Raw genomic sequence first — 17,599 nt, forward strand, 5'->3', positions numbered from 1 at the left:
GGAAAGCGATATGAAAAAGATTGGTTTTATCGGTTTAGGTAACATGGGTCTTCCAATGTCAAAAAATCTAGTTAAATCAGGTTACACAGTATATGGCGTGGACTTAAATAAAGAGGCGGAAGCGTCCTTTGAAAAAGAAGGCGGAATTATCGGTCTATCAATCTCAAAACTAGCAGAAACATGTGATGTAGTTTTTACAAGTTTACCTTCACCTCGCGCTGTTGAAGCGGTATATTTTGGAGCAGAAGGATTATTTGAAAATGGTCACTCGAATATAGTTTTCATTGATACAAGTACGGTATCGCCGCAGTTAAACAAACAATTAGAGGAAGCTGCAAAGGAAAAGAAAGTAGACTTTTTAGCAGCACCTGTGAGCGGTGGTGTAATCGGAGCCGAAAACCGAACATTAACGTTTATGGTTGGTGGATCAAAAGAGGTATATGAGAAAACGGAATCTATCATGGGCGTACTAGGCGCGAACATTTTCCACGTTAGTGAGCAGATTGATAGTGGTACAACTGTTAAGTTAATTAATAACTTATTAATTGGTTTTTATACAGCTGGTGTGAGTGAAGCTTTAACATTAGCGAAAAAGAACAATATGGATTTAGATAAAATGTTTGATATTTTAAATGTAAGTTACGGTCAAAGTAGAATTTATGAACGTAATTATAAAAGTTTTATAGCACCTGAAAACTACGAGCCAGGATTTACTGTGAACTTATTGAAGAAAGATTTAGGATTTGCAGTTGACTTAGCTAAGGAAAGCGAACTCCATTTACCGGTAAGCGAAATGTTATTAAACGTATATGACGAAGCGAGTCAAGCTGGATATGGTGAAAACGATATGGCTGCTTTATATAAGAAAGTTAGCGAGCAATTAATTTCTAATCAAAAATAAATTATACAAAGGAGAGAATACAATGATTACAACTGAAATTAAACGAGTAAAAAATCACATTAACGGTGAGTGGGTTGAATCGACAGGTACGGAAGTAGAAGCAGTTCCAAATCCAGCGACTGGAAAAATTATCGCTTACGTTCCACTATCTCCAAAAGAAGATGTTGAAAAAGCTGTTGAAGCGGCAAAAGCAGCATTCGAAACATGGTCTAAAGTACCAGTTCCAAATCGTTCAAGAAATTTATATAAATATTTACAGCTATTACAAGAAAACAAAGATGAGCTTGCAAAAATCATTACGCTAGAAAATGGTAAGACGCTAACGGATGCAACAGGTGAAGTACAGCGTGGTATTGAAGCGGTAGAACTTGCAACATCTACGCCAAATTTAATGATGGGTCAAGCACTTCCGAATATCGCTAGCGGAATTGATGGATCGATTTGGCGCTACCCAATTGGAGTTGTTGCTGGTATTACGCCGTTTAACTTCCCGATGATGATTCCGTTATGGATGTTCCCACTTGCAATTGCTTGCGGTAATACATTCGTATTAAAAACATCTGAAAGAACGCCACTTTTAGCGGAGCGACTTGTAGAATTATTCTATGAAGCAGGTTTCCCAAAAGGCGTATTAAATTTAGTACAAGGCGGAAAAGATGTTGTAAATAGCATTTTAGAAAATAAAGATATTCAGGCTATTTCGTTCGTTGGCTCTGAGCCGGTAGCCCGTTACGTATATGAAACAGGTACGAAACACGGAAAACGTGTACAAGCGTTAGCAGGTGCGAAAAACCATGCGATTGTAATGCCAGATTGCAATCTTGAGAAAACAGTACAAGGTGTAATTGGATCTGCATTTGCAAGTAGTGGAGAGCGCTGCATGGCATGCTCAGTAGTAGCAGTAGTGGATGAAATTGCTGATGAATTCATTGATGTATTAGTAGCAGAAACGAAAAAATTAAAAGTAGGCGATGGCTTTAACGAAGAGAACTATGTTGGACCATTAATCCGTGAATCTCATAAAGAGCGCGTTTTAGGCTACATTAATAGCGGTGTAGCAGATGGGGCAACTTTATTAGTAGATGGCCGTAAAATTAATGAAGAAGTTGGAGAAGGTTACTTTGTAGGTGCGACAATCTTTGATGGCGTGAATCAAGAAATGAAAATTTGGCAAGATGAGATTTTTGCTCCAGTATTAAGCATTGTACGAGTTAAAGATTTAGAAGAAGGTATTAAACTAACAAATCAATCTAAATTTGCAAATGGTGCAGTTATTTATACGTCAAACGGTAAACATGCACAAACGTTCCGTGATAATATCGATGCTGGTATGATCGGTGTAAACGTAAATGTCCCAGCACCAATGGCATTCTTCGCATTTGCAGGAAATAAAGCGTCATTCTTTGGTGATTTAGGTACAAATGGTACAGATGGCGTTCAATTCTATACACGTAAAAAAGTTGTAACTGAGCGCTGGTTTTAATATAAAATAAACAGCCAAATTAGTTATTAAATGAAAACCACCACTATTAATAGTGGTGGTTTTCATCTTGTTAATTACTTTTTTCAAAAGCAAGTTTAATACCAAAACCAATTAAGACGACTCCCGTTAACCCTTGAATATAACGCTGCGTCTTCGGTTTTTTCATAAAAGCACTAATTTTATCAATTAAAAATATATAAAAAGCGAACCAAATGGCTGTTAAAACGAGGTAAGTAAGGCCCATTACGAGTAGTTGGATAAACGTATTATGATTTGGATTTAAAAATTGCGGTAAAAACGTTAAAAAGAATACTGCAACTTTAGGGTTTAATAAATTCGTAAGAAACCCTTGTCGAAAGCAAGAGGTGTGTTCATCTTCATTATTTAAAGATATATCGTTCGTATCAATGCCTTCTTTATTTCTTACTGCTAAAAGGGCTTTAATACCAATATAAATTAAATATAGAGCCCCAACGTACTTGAAAATAGAAAATAAAAGAGCTGACTTTACAATAAGTGCAGAAAGACCAATTACAGCAGCTAAAGTATGAATTAATAGTGCAATACATGTACCAAACACTGTTTTCACTCCACCGACTTTACCAGCAACCAATGTATTTTTCGTAGCCATTGCTGTATCTGGACCAGGTAAAATGATAAGGCAAATAGACATAATGATGAAAAGAAGATAATTTTCTATCATAGCCGCCCCTCCTTTTTATTTTTAGAATATTTGATTAAAATCAGTGTAGCACAAAAATGGATTTAATAAAATTAAATTTTGTTAAAAATAATTAAATAAAAAAGGCTATATAGTAGCTGTAATTACACTACTATATAGCTTCGATTTTATACCGCTATTTGCGGGTAGTAAGATTTTCACCGCACAAGATTTAGCTGAAGCAAAGAAGTTAGGTAGGGGATGAACAAAACATCCCCTCATGACAATTTCATTTTATGCATTAAGCAAGTTAAAGAAACGATTCACATCTTCTTCTGAAACGTCACTTAACTGTTTATATTTATAATTCGGATTTTGATCTTTATCAACGACAACGGAGCGTACTCCCTCGAAGAAATCTTCATGTCGCATGAAATTTTTAGCAAGTATAAGGTCCGTAGCGAAACATTCTTCAACGGATTTATCTTTTCCATCAATAAACTGTTTTAATGTTACTTTTAGTGAAATAGGGGATTTTGATAACAGTGTTTCTTTCGTTTTTAGAGCAAAGGAACTTTCATCTTTCTCCAATGAATGGATGATTTCTTCAATTGTATCGAAAGCAAAATGTGAATTGATTACTTCTAATGAAGGAGCGAGCTCGCTTTCTAAGTTTGGAGCAGTTGCAAATGTACGAATAACTTCTTTTAAATTAGTATGTACATCATCTTCTTTATGCCAATTTACACTTTCAAGTTCAGTAAGAAACTCTGGTAATGAATCAGATGTCATAAAGTAATCAGCAGCATTAATAAATAATACGTCAGAAGCTTTTAAAATAGATGCTGTTAAAGCAACGAATCGTCCTGTATATCCAGGCGCTTTATTTAAGAAATATGCAGCTCCGACGTCTGGGAAGAAGCCAATATTCATCTCTGGCATTGCCCATTTCGTACGCTCAGTTACAATGCGATACTTCGCACCATTTGTAAGACCGACACCACCGCCCATTACAATTCCATCTAAACAAGCAATAATCGGTTTTGTATATTGATAAATATATGTATCAATTTCATACTCTTCTTCAAAAAAACGTTCTGCATGTTGCAATGCCACTTCATTGGAACGCGCTTCATAAAGAGTTTTAATGTCGCCTCCTGCACAAAAACCTTTTGTGCCAGCTCCTTTTAACACGATAAGTGCAATACGCTCATCGTGTTCCCACTCTTTAAGTTTTTGTCCGATAGGTTGTAACATGTCATAAGATAAAGAATTAAGTGCTTTTGGACGGTTTAAAGTAATTGTCGCAACGCCGTTTTCACTAACAGAAAATAAAACTTGTTCAGTCATAATGCATCCTCCCTTACATATCTTCTTATTCTTAATTCTTGATATGTACTGAAATGTCCTTTATAAATTTTGTCAAAAGTTGACGGTAAATATTAATTTGGTCACTGCATATTTTGACGAGTTATCTTTGCAGGATTTCAGAGACTGAGGGGGAATATTACAACATTACTGTAAGTGTAATTATTTGAAGTTATAATGATAAAAGCGCTATTATATAGGTGTGAATTGTTCATTATCAATTCTAAAAGAGTGTTTGAAGAAAAAATAAATCGTACAATTGTAATAAAAAATTTTACACTGAATTAGAAATAGAGAAAGGAGAAATCGGAATGCCAGGACCTTTACTATTGTCGGTTATTATTTTGTCTTTTTTAATGATAGGAATAACGCAGTATTTTCATCATACAGATACGACAGAAGAAGTGAAGGATAAAGTACGTCTCGTATTTCCGATTTTTATAATATCTATTTCATTCTGTATTTTATTAAATAAAGATGGCTACATTGTCGCAGTGTTCTCATTTTTCGTCGCAATCGTCTTAATTACCGTTTTATATTATGTAATGAAAGACTTTATACAAAAATAAAGATGTCATAATAGGCATTTTTATTTTGGGGAAAATATAAAATTTCACATACCGTATTTTATGTAAAATACATAAAACATATAACAATAGAAAAGTGTGTACTTTGCTGTGTATGTACTTGTCAATCTTGCATAGCCACTATACTATTAAAATGTAGAGATTATAAAAAGGGGTTGTATCTATCATGAAATTTGAGATGCACACAAAAATTATTTCAAATGAAAAAGAAGTAAGATTACATATTGAAGAAAATATATTTCAATTAATATTGGATGGTTATCACTTATTTACAGTTCAAGAAATATTGCCTTTATATAAATCAAATGAAGAAAGAATTGGAAGTGCAACGATATTGAAGCTAGAGTGGGAGAACGGAAAAACTACAATAAACTATCAACTCGTTTCACTAAAATCAGTAAATTAAAAGGAGTAGAAAAATATGAAGTTATTTCATACAGCGGATTGGCATTTAGGTAAGCTTGTTCATGGCGTGTATATGACTGAAGACCAAAAGATTGTATTAGATCAGTTTGTACAGGCTGTTGAAGAAGAAAAACCAGATGCTGTAATTATTGCAGGGGATTTATATGACCGAGCAATTCCACCTACAGAAGCAGTAGACTTATTAAATGATGTGCTGCAAAAAATAGTTATTGATTTGCAAACACCAGTTATTGCGGTAGCTGGTAATCATGATAGTCCGGATCGTATCCATTTTGGAAGTAGTTTAATGAAAAAACAAGGATTACATATTGCAGGTCAATTTCAATTCCCGTATGAACCTGTTGTACTAAATGATGAATATGGAGAGGTTCACTTCCATCTAATACCGTATGCAGACCCAAGCATAGTGAGGCACGTGTTGAAAAATGAAGACATACGTTCTCATGATGATGCGATGCGCATTTTTATGAATGAGCTCTCTGAAACGATGGATAAAGAAGCTAGACATGTATTTGTTGGACATGCATTTGTAACTTCTTCAGGAGAAGCGGAGGAGAATACAAGTGATGCAGAACGACCACTTTCAATTGGTGGTGCTGAATATGTAAATAGTCATTATTTTGATAAGTTTCATTACACAGCGCTTGGACATTTACATCAAGCGCATTTCGTACGTAATGAGACGATTCGATATTCAGGTTCACCACTTGCCTATTCAATTTCTGAAGAGAAACATAAAAAAGGCTATTACATTGTACAACTGAATGAAACTGGTGAAGTAGCAATTGAAAAAAGGTTACTTTCACCACGTCGTAAAATGCGAACAGTAGAAGCGAAAATAGATGAATTATTACAGCACCCAGTAAGTGAAGATTACGTATTTGTAAAATTATTAGACGAAAACCCTGTCTTACAGCCAATGGAGAAAATACGATCTGTATATCCAAATGCAATGCACGTTGAAAGAGCGATGCAAAGGCGAGAACTCACAGATACAAATGAAGTAACTGTTTCAAGACATAAAACGGATGATTTATCTCTTTTAAAGGCTTTCTATAAAGAAATGAAGGGGTTAGATTTATCAGAAGAGAAAGAACGCCTATTTATAGATGTATTACAAACAGTGCAAGAACGGGAAGGTGAACGAGGATGAGACCGATTCAGCTTATTATGACAGCATTCGGGCCATATAAACAGAAAGAAATAATCGATTTTGAAGATCTTGGAGAACATCGTATTTTCGCTATTTCTGGGAATACAGGAGCTGGAAAAACAACGATTTTTGATGCGATTTGTTATGTGTTATATGGTGAGGCTAGTGGAGAAGAACGTAGTGATACGAGCATGCTTCGAAGTCAATTTGCTGATGATAATGTTTATACAAGTGTTGAATTAACCTTTCAGTTAAAAGGGAAACGCTATGAAATAAAACGACAACTTGGACATAAAAAACAAGGGAATAAGACTATTACAGGACATGCAGTAGAATTATATGAAGTTATTGATGGAGAAAACGTTCCAGCCGTCGATCGTTTTCATGTAACAGACGTAAACAAAAAAGTGGAAGATTTAATTGGGTTAAGTAAACATCAATTTAGCCAAATTGTTATGTTACCCCAAGGGGAATTCCGAAAACTATTAACATCTGAGACGGAAAACAAAGAAGAGATTTTACGTCGTATTTTTAAAACGGATCGTTATAAATTAATGCGTGAGTTACTTGATCAAAAGAGAAAACAATGGAAAGACGTCTTACAAGAAAAACAAAAAGAGAGAGAGCTCTATTTCCGTAATGTTTTTAAATTACCAATCCGTGATGGAGCATTATTAGAGACATTAGTGGCACAAGAACATGTAAATACGCATCAAGTAGTAGAAGCGTTAGAACAAGAAACAACCGTGTATAAGGCAGAGGTTGAGCAATTACAAGTAGAACAAGATGTTCAAACGAAGCAATTAAAGGATGCAGAAACACGTTTTCATGCAGCAAAATCTGTAAATGAGAAATTTATAGATTTACAACAAAAGAATGAGAAATATAACACTTTACAAGAGAACCGTGCAGCAATTGAAAGGAAAGAAAAATTCTTTAAACGTGCGGAACAAGCAAAGCACTTATTACCATTTGAACAATGGTATGAAGAAGCGATGGAAAATGAGCAGAAAGCTGAAAGTTTGTTAAAACAGATAATCGTCAAACAAGAACAGATAATGAATAGCTTTGAACTTGCTCAGGAGAAGTATGAAGTAGTAAAGAATAAAGAAGCTGAACGAGAAGAGGCTAAAAAACTTGTTCAAAGATTAGAAGAGTTACAAGCGATTATTGAATCATTAGCTGAGAGAAAGCTGAATTTACAAAATGCCGAAATTCAAATAGGGAAATTAAAAGAAAGTATGCAAAAGTTAGATCAACAACTAGAAGAGCATACAAACCAAAAACAGAGAATGTCTGATGAATTGCAGCAATTAGAACAAGCACTTGAGCAATATGTAGCTAAAGTGGAAGAACTAACGAATATGCGAGAAGATGCAAAAGTTTTAAAACAAGCATATGATGTTTGGCAAGAAAAACAAAAATTCGAGCAAGAAAAAGAAGCGGCAAATAATAAAATGCAAGTGGCAGTTCGTGCATATGAAAACATGGAGCGCCGCTGGTTAAGTGAACAAGCTGGTATATTAGCTCTTCATTTACATGACGGTGAATCTTGTCCGGTATGTGGTAGTACGAGTCATCCACAAAAAGCTACAGAGCAAAGTAATGCGATCGATGAAAAAGAGTTAAACGATTTAAGAGATAAGAAGAACATTGCTGAAAAATTCCATGTGCAAGTAGAGGAGAAATGGAATTTCTATCGACTACAATATGAACAAGTGATAGAAGAAGTTGTGAAGCGCGGCTACAATTCGGAAAAATTAGCTGAAACATATAGTGCACTTGTTCAAAAAGGAAAACAATTAGCTGCAGATGTTAATACGTTAAAAGCAAGTGAAGAAACACGTAAGCAGATTGCTGCGAACATGAAAAGCGTAGAAGAAAAAATAGAAGAACTTCAGAAACAAAAACGAGAATTGGAAACAATGCAGCACCGTACAGAAATGGAGTGTATGCAACTTCGTACGTCATATGAACATGATAAACGAAATATTCCAGAAAACTTACAAACAGTACAAGCTTGGAAAGCACAGTTTGACCAAGCTATGCAGGAACTTAGGTTAATGGAGGACGAATGGAAGAAAGTGCAGGAAGCGTATCAGCATTGGCAAAATGAAAATATACGTATTCAAGCAGAACAAAAAGGTGCTTCTAATCAATTTGAAAGTGCAAAATTAAAGAAAGAAGAGACTTTCGCACGCTTTATGAAAGAGCTAGAACAAAGCGGGTTTACAGATGAATTCACGTATAAAAAAGCCAAATTAAGCGATCCCGAGATGGAGATGTTACAAAAAGAAATTCAAGGTTATTATTCATCGCTTGAAGTGCTTGCAAAACAAATTGAAGAGTTAAACTCAGAATTAAAAGATAAAGAGTATATGGATATTACATCTTTAGGTGAACACATAAAAGAACTAGAAATTAATCTCGATATCATTAAAGAAAAACGTCAACGTGCGCAAAATGCGGTAACATATATTTCTGATTTACATGAAAACATTAGACGTATTGACGAACAAATTCACGAGGAAGAAAAAGCCTTCCAAGAACTTGTTGATTTATATGAAGTAATGAAAGGTGATAACGAAAGTCGTATATCATTTGAACGTTACATCTTAATTGAGTATTTAGAACAAATTGTTCAAATCGCAAACGAACGACTACGTAAATTATCAAATGGACAATTTTATTTAAAACGAAGTGAGCGAGTTGAAAAAAGAAACCGTCAAAGTGGATTAGGTTTAGATGTGTACGATGCATACACTGGCCAAACACGCGATGTAAAAACACTATCCGGTGGAGAGAAATTTAACGCATCACTTTGCCTAGCGCTAGGAATGGCAGATGTCATTCAAGCATATGAAGGCGGTATTTCCATCGAAACGATGTTCATCGATGAAGGGTTCGGTTCATTAGATGAAGAATCGTTAACGAAAGCGGTAGATGCCTTAATTGACTTACAAAAATCAGGCCGATTTATCGGTGTCATCTCACACGTTCAAGAGCTGAAAAACGCAATGCCAGCTGTATTAGAAGTAACGAAGCAGAAGGATGGGTGTAGTCAGACTAGGTTTGTGGTGAAGTAAGCTTAGAAAATGGAGTAGGGAATCTACCGATACTTTTAGTGTCATATGTATGAATAATAAAACGTCGTCTCTTCATATTGGAGGCGACGTTTTATTTTATAAAATATCTATGAATTATCTGTAGAAGGCGGCGTATTCTCCAAACGATTATAAGTTTTAAAGGCTGAAATTGCTGAGATAACCCCGCCTACTAAAAATAAAGCGGATCCTCCAACTAAGATGATACGACTGACATATGTTTCCCGTGCTTCTTCGACTTCTTCTTGTAACGCTGTAGGCATATGAATCCCCCCTTTATAAAAGTTGTTTTATAAATAGTATATACAAACGCCTAAAATGTGTTAAAATAACTGATGATTTTATGCAGTGGGTAATTAGATGAGTAGGATGCGAGTGGCTAAATAAATCTTCATCATAAATTTATGTGAACTTCACATAGAGCACATATTAACATTGTATTATGTATATGTACCAAATAAATAAATAAAGTGAATGTAAGTTCTGTTTTCAAAAATTTAAAATCCTTTTATTTCTATATGAAAGTTTTAATCAAGGGTTTTAAAAAATTTGGAAATAGATCTTATGAATATGGAATTCATATAAAAGGGGAATGTCTTATGACAACATATACGAGTGAAATGAGAAAAACTTTAGTTTCAGAAGAAGATGTAGATATTTTAAAAATTATGGCGCATCCAATCCGACTGCAAATTGTAAATGAATTAAGTACGAGAAAAACTTGTAATGTAACACAATTAACAGAGTTACTGAATATTCCGCAATCTACTGTTTCACAACATTTATCAAAAATGAAGGGTAAAGTGTTACGAGCAGAGAGAAGAGGTTTAGAAATTTATTATCATATTAACAATTTAAAAGCGAGTAAGATTGTTAATGTTTTAGGGTATATAAACTAGTGAAATATTTTTATATAAAATAGCCCCTGCTGTTGAGCAGGGGCTATTTTGTGTTGTTTTATGTATTTGTATTTAAAACTTTATAGTTTTTATGATTTACAATTGTTCGATCAAATTCAAAAGTACCACCGCTTACATTTGTAATTTCAACTAAGACCGATTCAGTATAAAGTTTTAATACAGATCCTGTAATCTTTAAATTATTTCGTTGAAAAAGTATAGTATCCCCTACGTTTGCTTTCATAGTACCTCCTCATTAAAGACAGAAATATTTTTTTATTATATATATTAAACCACGGATAGATATATTAGTGAATATTTAGTTTTATTTATTGGAAAAAAATTTGTGATTTTATAAAAAATAAGGTGGATTGAAGTATAAAAAATTTTTCTATTGTATTTAATCAGTAGTTTTTTGTATTTCATCCTTCGTTTTTTGTAACTGATTCCATGTTTTTGACGCTCTATCTTGTAAGTGCTTACATAAACAAAAACATCTTATACAATGAAGGTGTCAAATCAAAAGAGGTGACCAAAATGAACATAAAAAAAGTAAATTTAGCGAATAGCATTGAAATAGAAAGAGGAGGCGGAAAGGTATGAAAAAATCAACTGTTAATCCATGGCTTGTTGTCCTTGGCACAGTTATAGTACAAATGGGGCTTGGGACGATATATACATGGAGTTTATTCAATCAGCCTTTAGTTAGTAAATATGGTTGGAGTCTTAACGCTGTTGCGATAACTTTCTCAATTACTAGTCTTTCTTTAGCATTTTCAACTTTATTTGCGAGTAAATTGCAAGAAAAATGGGGACTTCGTAAACTTATTATGATAGCTGGATTAGCATTAGGACTAGGATTAATACTTAGTTCACAAGCATCCTCACTAATATTACTTTATGTACTAGCGGGAGTTGTTGTAGGTTATGCAGATGGTACAGCATATATCACTTCACTATCAAATTTAATAAAGTGGTTTCCAGAGCGTAAAGGTTTAATTGCTGGTATTTCTGTCTCTGCATATGGTTCAGGTAGCTTAATCTTTAAATACGTTAACGCACAGTTGATTGAATCAGTTGGTGTATCCCAAGCATTTATATACTGGGGTTTAATTGTTACAGCTATGATTGTAATTGGTGCTTGTTTAATCCATCAAGCTGCAGATCAAGGAGCAGTTCATGAAACAAAAACTGAGGAATACACAACGAAAGAAATGTTAGGCACAAAACAAGTATACTTATTATTTATCATGTTATTTACATCATGTATGAGTGGCTTATACTTAATTGGTATGGTAAAAGACATTGGTGTTCAACTTGTAGGACTTAGCGCAGCAACAGCAGCTAATGCGGTGGCTATGGTTGCAATCTTCAATACATTAGGTCGTATCATTTTAGGACCGTTATCGGATAAAATTGGGCGTTTAAAAATCGTTACTGGTACTTTTGTTGTTATGGCGAGTTCAGTCTTAGTTCTAAGTTTTGTAGATTTAAATTATGGTATTTACTTCGTATGTGTAGCAAGTGTAGCGTTTTGCTTTGGTGGAAATATCACTATTTTCCCAGCTATTGTTGGTGATTTCTTCGGTATGAAAAACCATAGTAAGAACTACGGAATTGTGTATCAAGGATTTGGATTTGGGGCGCTTGCAGGTTCCTTTATCGGTGCACTTCTAGGTGGATTCAAACCAACGTTCATGGTAATAGGTGTATTATGTGTCGTGTCATTCATTATCGCAATTTTAATTCAAGCACCTAAGCAGAAAAAAGAAAAAGAAGAAGAGTATCGCAGCGTAGCATAAGTATATAAATCTTCTATAACAATATGATTACGAAAAAGCATCCTATTCTATTAATTAGGATGCTTTTTTTATGAGTTATTTTAACAAGGTTAAATTACTTTTATGATTTTCATAGATGTAAAAGTGAGTGAAATGCCTATTTGGATTATATTGAAATACAATAAATTGATACATCGTATTCGAAATATATATTAAATCTTAAATGACAAAAAAGACATTCATTAGTATTTGTAAGATATATTTTCAGAAAAATATTGAGAAAATATATACTTGAGTTTTTCATAAAGCATTGTAAATGAACGTATCTCTAGTTTAGTTTCTTCAATTTTAAAAAGAGGACTTTGAATTTTATTTATAATATAAGTACTTTTAATGCGTTTACATATGATTTTATTAAGAAGCATTAAAATAGTTTATCTGAAAAATAAAAAAAGATTGACAAGTTTATTGAGAAACATTATCATTTCGGTGTAAGATGGTAAATGAAAAACATTATCAATAAAATGGATTTTAAAGTAATGCGCACTTGACCAATTAGTTTAGTAAGTGTATTATTTTTTACAACACAACTGATAATGAAAATCAATATCATTGATGTTACTTAATGAAATTAATGTTTATGTGAAAGGATAGAGAAAATGAACTTAGGGGAATTTGATGGGAAAACAGTTTTAGTAACAGGTGCAGCACAAGGCATAGGCAGTGTCGTTGCCAAAATGTTTTTAGAAAGAGGAGCCACAGTTATTGCGGTTGATCAAAATGAAGAGGGGTTAAATGTACTCTTAAATCAAAATGAATTAAACAATACACGTATGAAAACGTTTCGTTTAGATGTGAGTGATAGCGCCGCTGTTGAAGACATGGTAAATCATATTGCAAATGAAATAGCGCCAATAGATATTTTAATAAATGTTGCAGGGGTTTTACGTATGGGACCAATTCATTCGTTAAGTGATGAAGATTGGAATAAAACATTCTCTGTAAATACGACAGGGGTTTTCAATATGTCCCGAGCGGTAAGTAAAAATATGATGTTAAGAAAATCGGGGGCAATTGTTACAGTCGGTTCAAATGCGGCAAATACGCCAAGAATGGAGATGGCTGCGTATGCTGCGTCAAAGGCCGCAACGACGATGTTTATGAAATGTTTAGGACTAGAGCTTGCGGCATACAATATACGCTGCAATTTAGTTTCTCCAGGTTCTACTGAAACTGAGATGCAAAGATTACTATGGGCTGATGAGAATGGAGCTAAAAATATAATTGCTGGTTCTCAAAATACATATAGACTTGGAATTCCATTACAAAAAATTGCACAACCTTCAGAAGTTGCTGAAGCAGTGTTATTTTTAGCCTCAGATAGAGCAAGTCATATTACAATGCACAATTTATGTGTTGATGGCGGTGCTACGTTAGGAGTTTAATAAAAATTCAGGAGGTTATTATATTATGAATGAACATATAGCTGTAAAGGAATTGTCAGAAAAACTTTTAGAAGATTATAAGACTGAATCTTCATTCTTTTTCGCTTCACCAACTCGAACGATATTAGCAGAAGGAGAGTTTACTACAGTAAAGCATCGTGAAATTGAAAGTTTCCCAGAGCTTGTGCAAGCGACATTAAGTAATGCGAAACAAGCTGGAAATCCAAATCCTATCGTTGTGGGTGCTTTGCCATTTGATCGTAGAAAAGAAGTCCAACTCATCGTACCAGAATATAGCAGAATTTCTGAGCGTTTACAATTGGATACAACAAATCAGCTTGAAACAAATGAGAATGTAACATTTGAAATGACACCAGTGCCAGACCCTGAAGTTTATATGAATGGTGTGAAGCAAGGAATTGAAAAAATACAGGACGGTGATTTAAAGAAAATCGTTCTATCCAGATCGTTAGATGTTAAATCTTCCGAAAAGATTGATAAGCAAAAACTTCTGCGAGAATTAGCAGAGCATAATAAGCATGGTTATACATTTGCTGTAAATTTACCGAAAGATGAAAAAGAGAACAGTAAGACGCTAATTGGAGCAAGCCCTGAATTACTTGTTTCACGTAATGGTATGCAAGTTATTTCTAACCCGTTAGCTGGTTCAAGGCCACGTAGTGAGGACCCAGTAGAAGATAAAAGAAGAGCAGAGGAATTACTTTCTTCGCCAAAAGATTTACATGAACATGCGGTAGTAGTTGAAGCGGTTGCCGCTGCACTTCGTCCGTATTGTCATACATTACATGTTCCAGAAAAGCCATCAGTTATTCATAGTGAAGCGATGTGGCATTTGTCTACAGAAGTGAAAGGTGAACTTAAGGATCCAAATACTTCTTCTTTACAATTAGCAATTGCCCTTCATCCTACGCCAGCAGTTTGCGGAACTCCGATGGAAAAAGCAAGAGAAGCTATACAGCATATTGAGCCATTTGACCGCGAGTTCTTTACAGGAATGCTAGGATGGAGCGATTTAAATGGAGATGGAGAATGGATTGTTACAATTCGTTGTGCTGAAGTACAAGAAAATACACTTCGTTTATATGCAGGAGCTGGAGTTGTTGCTGAGTCAAAACCAGAAGATGAGTTAGCAGAAACATCAGCTAAGTTCCAAACAATGCTAAAAGCTTTAGGGTTAAGAGATAGTTCACTTAATGAAAAATAGGGGGAAGAAAGAATGCTAGTAGGTTATACAGAATGGCCAAAAGAATTTGCCGATCGTTACCGAGAAGCAGGATGTTGGCTTGGTGAAACATTTGGAGGAGTGTTAAGAGAGCGGGCTGAGAAATATGGAGATCGAATCGCGGTTGTAAGTGGTAAGAAGCATATAACATATAGTGAACTTAATAAAAAGGTAGATCGTTTAGCAGCAGGTTTACTGAATTTAGGAATAAAGAAAGAGGACAGAGTTGTAATCCAGTTACCTAACATTATCGAGTTTTTCGAAATATGCTTTGCACTATTTCGAATTGGAGCGCTTCCTGTCTTTGCACTACCTTCACATCGAAGCAGTGAAATTAGTTATTTTTGTGAGTTTGGCGAGGCGAGCGCTTACGTTATTTCAGATAAAGCTCTCGGTTTTGATTATCGAAAATTAGCAAGAGAAGTGAAAGAGAAAGTGCCAACTTTACAACATGTAATTGTAGTGGGAGAAGAAGAAGAGCTTGTGAACATAAATGATCTGTATATGGATCCCGTCTCATTACCAGAAGTTCAGCCAAGTGATGTTGCATTTCTCCAATTATCAGGAGGCACAACAGGTCTTTCTAAATTAATTCCTAGAACACATGATGACTATATTTATAGTTTACGTGTTAGCGCTGAAATTTGTAATTTGAATGCAGAAAGCGTCTATATGGCAGTTCTTCCAGTAGCACACAATTACCCAATGAGTTCTCCAGGGACATTTGGAACTTTCTATGCGGGTGGAAAAGTGGTATTGGCAACTGGTGGTAGTCCAGATGAGGCCTTTGCTCTTATCGAAAAAGAAAAAGTTACAATTACAGCGCTCGTTCCGCCATTAGCAATGATTTGGCTTGATGCTGCATCTTCTCGTAATGCCGATTTATCAAGCCTAGAGGTTATTCAAGTAGGTGGTGCTAAGTTTAGCGCTGAGGTTGCAAAACGTATACGTCCTACATTTGGATGTACGTTACAGCAAGTGTTCGGTATGGCGGAAGGATTAGTGAACTATACAAGATTAGATGATCCGGAAGAATTTATTATTTATACACAAGGTAGACCAATGTCTGCACTCGATGAAGTACGAGTTGTTGATGAAAATGACAACGATGTACAACCTGGCGAAGTAGGTAGTTTATTAACAAGAGGTCCATATACAATTCGTGGTTACTATAAAGCCGAAGAGCATAATGCACGATCATTTACAAAGGATGGATTTTATCGCACAGGTGATCTTGTAAAAGTAAATGAACAAGGATACATCATTGTAGAAGGAAGAGATAAAGATCAAATTAACCGTGGTGGTGAGAAAGTTGCTGCGGAAGAAGTTGAAAATCATCTATTAGCACACGATTCGGTCCATGACGTAGCAATTGTATCTATGCCTGACGATTATTTAGGTGAACGCACCTGTGCTTTTGTTATAGCTCGCGGACAAGTTCCAGCAGTAAGTGAATTAAAAATGTTTTTAAGAGAACGTGGTATAGCGGCTTATAAAATTCCAGATCGAATTGAATTTATTGAAGCATTCCCGCAAACAGGAGTCGGAAAAGTCAGCAAAAAAGAACTACGTAAAGTCATTGCTGAAAAGCTTATTACAGTAAAACAATAATAAAAACCGGAAGGAAGTGATTAGATGGCTATCCCATCTATTTCAGTATATAAAATGCCAATTGAATCAGAACTACCAAAAAATAAAGTGAATTGGACACCAGATCCGAAACGTGCAGTACTTTTAATTCATGACATGCAAGAATATTTTCTTGATGCATATAGCGATAAAGAATCACCAAAAGTAGAACTTATTTCAAATATAAAAATGATAAGAGAAAAATGTAAGGAACTTGGTATACCAGTTGTTTATACAGCACAACCTGGTGGGCAAACGTTAGAACAACGAGGTTTATTACAAGACTTTTGGGGTGACGGTATACCTGCTGGACCAGATAAAAAGAAAATTGTTGATGAACTTACTCCTGATGAGGATGATATATTCCTCACAAAATGGAGATATAGTGCATTTAAAAAGACAAATCTATTAGAAATTTTAAATGAACAAGGAAAAGATCAACTCATTATTTGCGGTATTTATGCGCATATTGGCTGTCTTTTAACAGCTTGTGAAGCATTTATGGATGGTATAGAGCCGTTCTTTGTAGCAGATGCAGTTGCTGATTTTTCACTAGAGCATCATAAACAAGCATTGGAGTATGCATCTAATAGATGTGCAGTAACGACATCAACAAACCTACTGTTAAACGATTTACAAAGTGTAAAAGATGATGAGAGTGAAGGAATCACTATACAGGAAGTGCATGAACTAGTTGCACAACTACTTCGTGAGCCAGTAGAGAGTATTGATATTGATGAGGACTTATTAAATAGAGGGCTTGATTCGGTCAGAATTATGAGTTTAGTAGAGAAGTGGCGTCGTGAAGGGAAAGAAATCACGTTTGCACATTTAGCAGAACGTCCAACTGTTGCAGGTTGGTACAGTTTACTATCTTCACAAACAGCACAGGTGCTGTAACAAATAGACTACATAATAA

The 17,599-nt window shown here is 34.9% G+C and carries 16 protein-coding genes; 12 read left to right on the forward strand and 4 right to left on the reverse strand.

Annotation, left to right across the window (positions count from 1 at the left end):
* The first annotated feature begins 10 nt into the window (after positions 1 to 10).
* Complete coding sequence (locus ES895_RS09000; protein ID WP_000719408.1) at positions 11 to 901, forward strand: NAD(P)-dependent oxidoreductase; 891 nt, start codon at positions 11 to 13, stop codon at positions 899 to 901.
* A 22-nt stretch (positions 902 to 923) separates the two neighbouring features.
* The gene (locus tag ES895_RS09005) at positions 924 to 2,384 is read left to right on the forward strand and encodes a CoA-acylating methylmalonate-semialdehyde dehydrogenase (protein WP_065704214.1); all 1,461 of its coding nucleotides are present in this window, start codon (positions 924 to 926) and stop codon (positions 2,382 to 2,384) included.
* Between the two features lie 70 nt (positions 2,385 to 2,454).
* Here the strand turns inward: ES895_RS09005 and ES895_RS09010 are convergent, their stop codons facing one another.
* A complete protein-coding gene (locus ES895_RS09010) occupies positions 2,455 to 3,087 on the reverse strand; it encodes a LysE family translocator (RefSeq protein WP_000572358.1) in 633 nt (210 codons plus the stop codon).
* A gap of 252 nt (positions 3,088 to 3,339) precedes the next feature.
* Positions 3,340 to 4,395 (reverse strand): enoyl-CoA hydratase/isomerase family protein, encoded by a 1,056-nt coding sequence (locus tag ES895_RS09015; RefSeq protein WP_000139776.1) that lies wholly within the window; start codon positions 4,393 to 4,395, stop codon positions 3,340 to 3,342.
* 329 nt (positions 4,396 to 4,724) lie between these two features.
* Here ES895_RS09015 and ES895_RS09020 point away from each other — a divergent pair, with 329 nt between their 5' ends.
* The 4 genes from ES895_RS09020 (at position 4,725) to ES895_RS09035 (ending at position 9,665) form a co-directional block, all read left to right on the forward strand.
* Entirely contained in the window at positions 4,725 to 4,982 is a 258-nt protein-coding gene (locus tag ES895_RS09020; RefSeq protein WP_001119404.1) for a hypothetical protein, read from the forward strand.
* A gap of 184 nt (positions 4,983 to 5,166) precedes the next feature.
* Complete coding sequence (locus ES895_RS09025) at positions 5,167 to 5,406, forward strand: DUF2584 family protein (protein WP_000667346.1); 240 nt, start codon at positions 5,167 to 5,169, stop codon at positions 5,404 to 5,406.
* A gap of 15 nt (positions 5,407 to 5,421) precedes the next feature.
* A complete protein-coding gene (locus ES895_RS09030) occupies positions 5,422 to 6,579 on the forward strand; it encodes an exonuclease SbcCD subunit D (RefSeq protein ID WP_000765146.1) in 1,158 nt (385 codons plus the stop codon).
* Positions 6,576 to 9,665, forward strand: coding sequence for an AAA family ATPase (locus ES895_RS09035; RefSeq protein ID WP_065704213.1), 3,090 nt, complete (start codon positions 6,576 to 6,578; stop codon positions 9,663 to 9,665). Before ES895_RS09030 ends, ES895_RS09035 begins: the two co-directional genes overlap by 4 nt.
* A 107-nt stretch (positions 9,666 to 9,772) precedes the next feature.
* On the opposite strand, the gene ES895_RS29190 is transcribed toward ES895_RS09035, so the two are convergent.
* Positions 9,773 to 9,946: a hypothetical protein gene (locus ES895_RS29190; protein ID WP_001141667.1), complete on the reverse strand. Its 174-nt coding sequence runs from the start codon at positions 9,944 to 9,946 to the stop codon at positions 9,773 to 9,775.
* Positions 9,947 to 10,282: 336 nt separating this feature from the next.
* On the opposite strand from ES895_RS29190, the gene ES895_RS09040 reads away from it, so the two are divergent.
* Positions 10,283 to 10,582, forward strand: a complete 300-nt coding sequence (locus ES895_RS09040) for an ArsR/SmtB family transcription factor (protein ID WP_000214801.1) — start codon at positions 10,283 to 10,285, stop codon at positions 10,580 to 10,582.
* Positions 10,583 to 10,640: 58 nt separating this feature from the next.
* Here ES895_RS09040 and ES895_RS09045 read toward each other — a convergent pair whose 3' ends face one another.
* The gene (locus ES895_RS09045; protein ID WP_000646793.1) at positions 10,641 to 10,826 is read right to left on the reverse strand and encodes a YkvS family protein; all 186 of its coding nucleotides are present in this window, start codon (positions 10,824 to 10,826) and stop codon (positions 10,641 to 10,643) included.
* 355 nt (positions 10,827 to 11,181) lie between these two features.
* Here ES895_RS09045 and ES895_RS09050 point away from each other — a divergent pair, with 355 nt between their 5' ends.
* The 5 genes from ES895_RS09050 (at position 11,182) to ES895_RS09070 (ending at position 17,580) form a co-directional block, all read left to right on the forward strand.
* Complete coding sequence (locus ES895_RS09050) at positions 11,182 to 12,384, forward strand: L-lactate MFS transporter (RefSeq protein WP_000750126.1); 1,203 nt, start codon at positions 11,182 to 11,184, stop codon at positions 12,382 to 12,384.
* Positions 12,385 to 13,022: 638 nt separating this feature from the next.
* Positions 13,023 to 13,808: a 2,3-dihydro-2,3-dihydroxybenzoate dehydrogenase gene (dhbA, locus tag ES895_RS09055; RefSeq protein ID WP_001048430.1), complete on the forward strand. Its 786-nt coding sequence runs from the start codon at positions 13,023 to 13,025 to the stop codon at positions 13,806 to 13,808.
* Positions 13,809 to 13,833: 25 nt separating this feature from the next.
* A complete protein-coding gene (gene dhbC, locus ES895_RS09060; RefSeq protein ID WP_001002075.1) occupies positions 13,834 to 15,033 on the forward strand; it encodes an isochorismate synthase DhbC in 1,200 nt (399 codons plus the stop codon).
* A 12-nt stretch (positions 15,034 to 15,045) separates the two neighbouring features.
* On the forward strand, positions 15,046 to 16,662 hold the full coding sequence (locus ES895_RS09065; RefSeq protein ID WP_135238300.1) for a (2,3-dihydroxybenzoyl)adenylate synthase: 1,617 nt from the start codon (positions 15,046 to 15,048) through the stop codon (positions 16,660 to 16,662).
* A gap of 24 nt (positions 16,663 to 16,686) precedes the next feature.
* Positions 16,687 to 17,580 (forward strand): isochorismatase family protein, encoded by an 894-nt coding sequence (locus ES895_RS09070; RefSeq protein WP_001007253.1) that lies wholly within the window; start codon positions 16,687 to 16,689, stop codon positions 17,578 to 17,580.
* Positions 17,581 to 17,599: the final 19 nt, after the last annotated feature.

The sequence above is a fragment of the Bacillus sp. 007/AIA-02/001 genome (assembly GCF_004634455.1).
In the GTDB taxonomy this organism is placed as follows: Bacteria; Bacillota; Bacilli; order Bacillales; family Bacillaceae_G; genus Bacillus_A; species Bacillus_A cereus.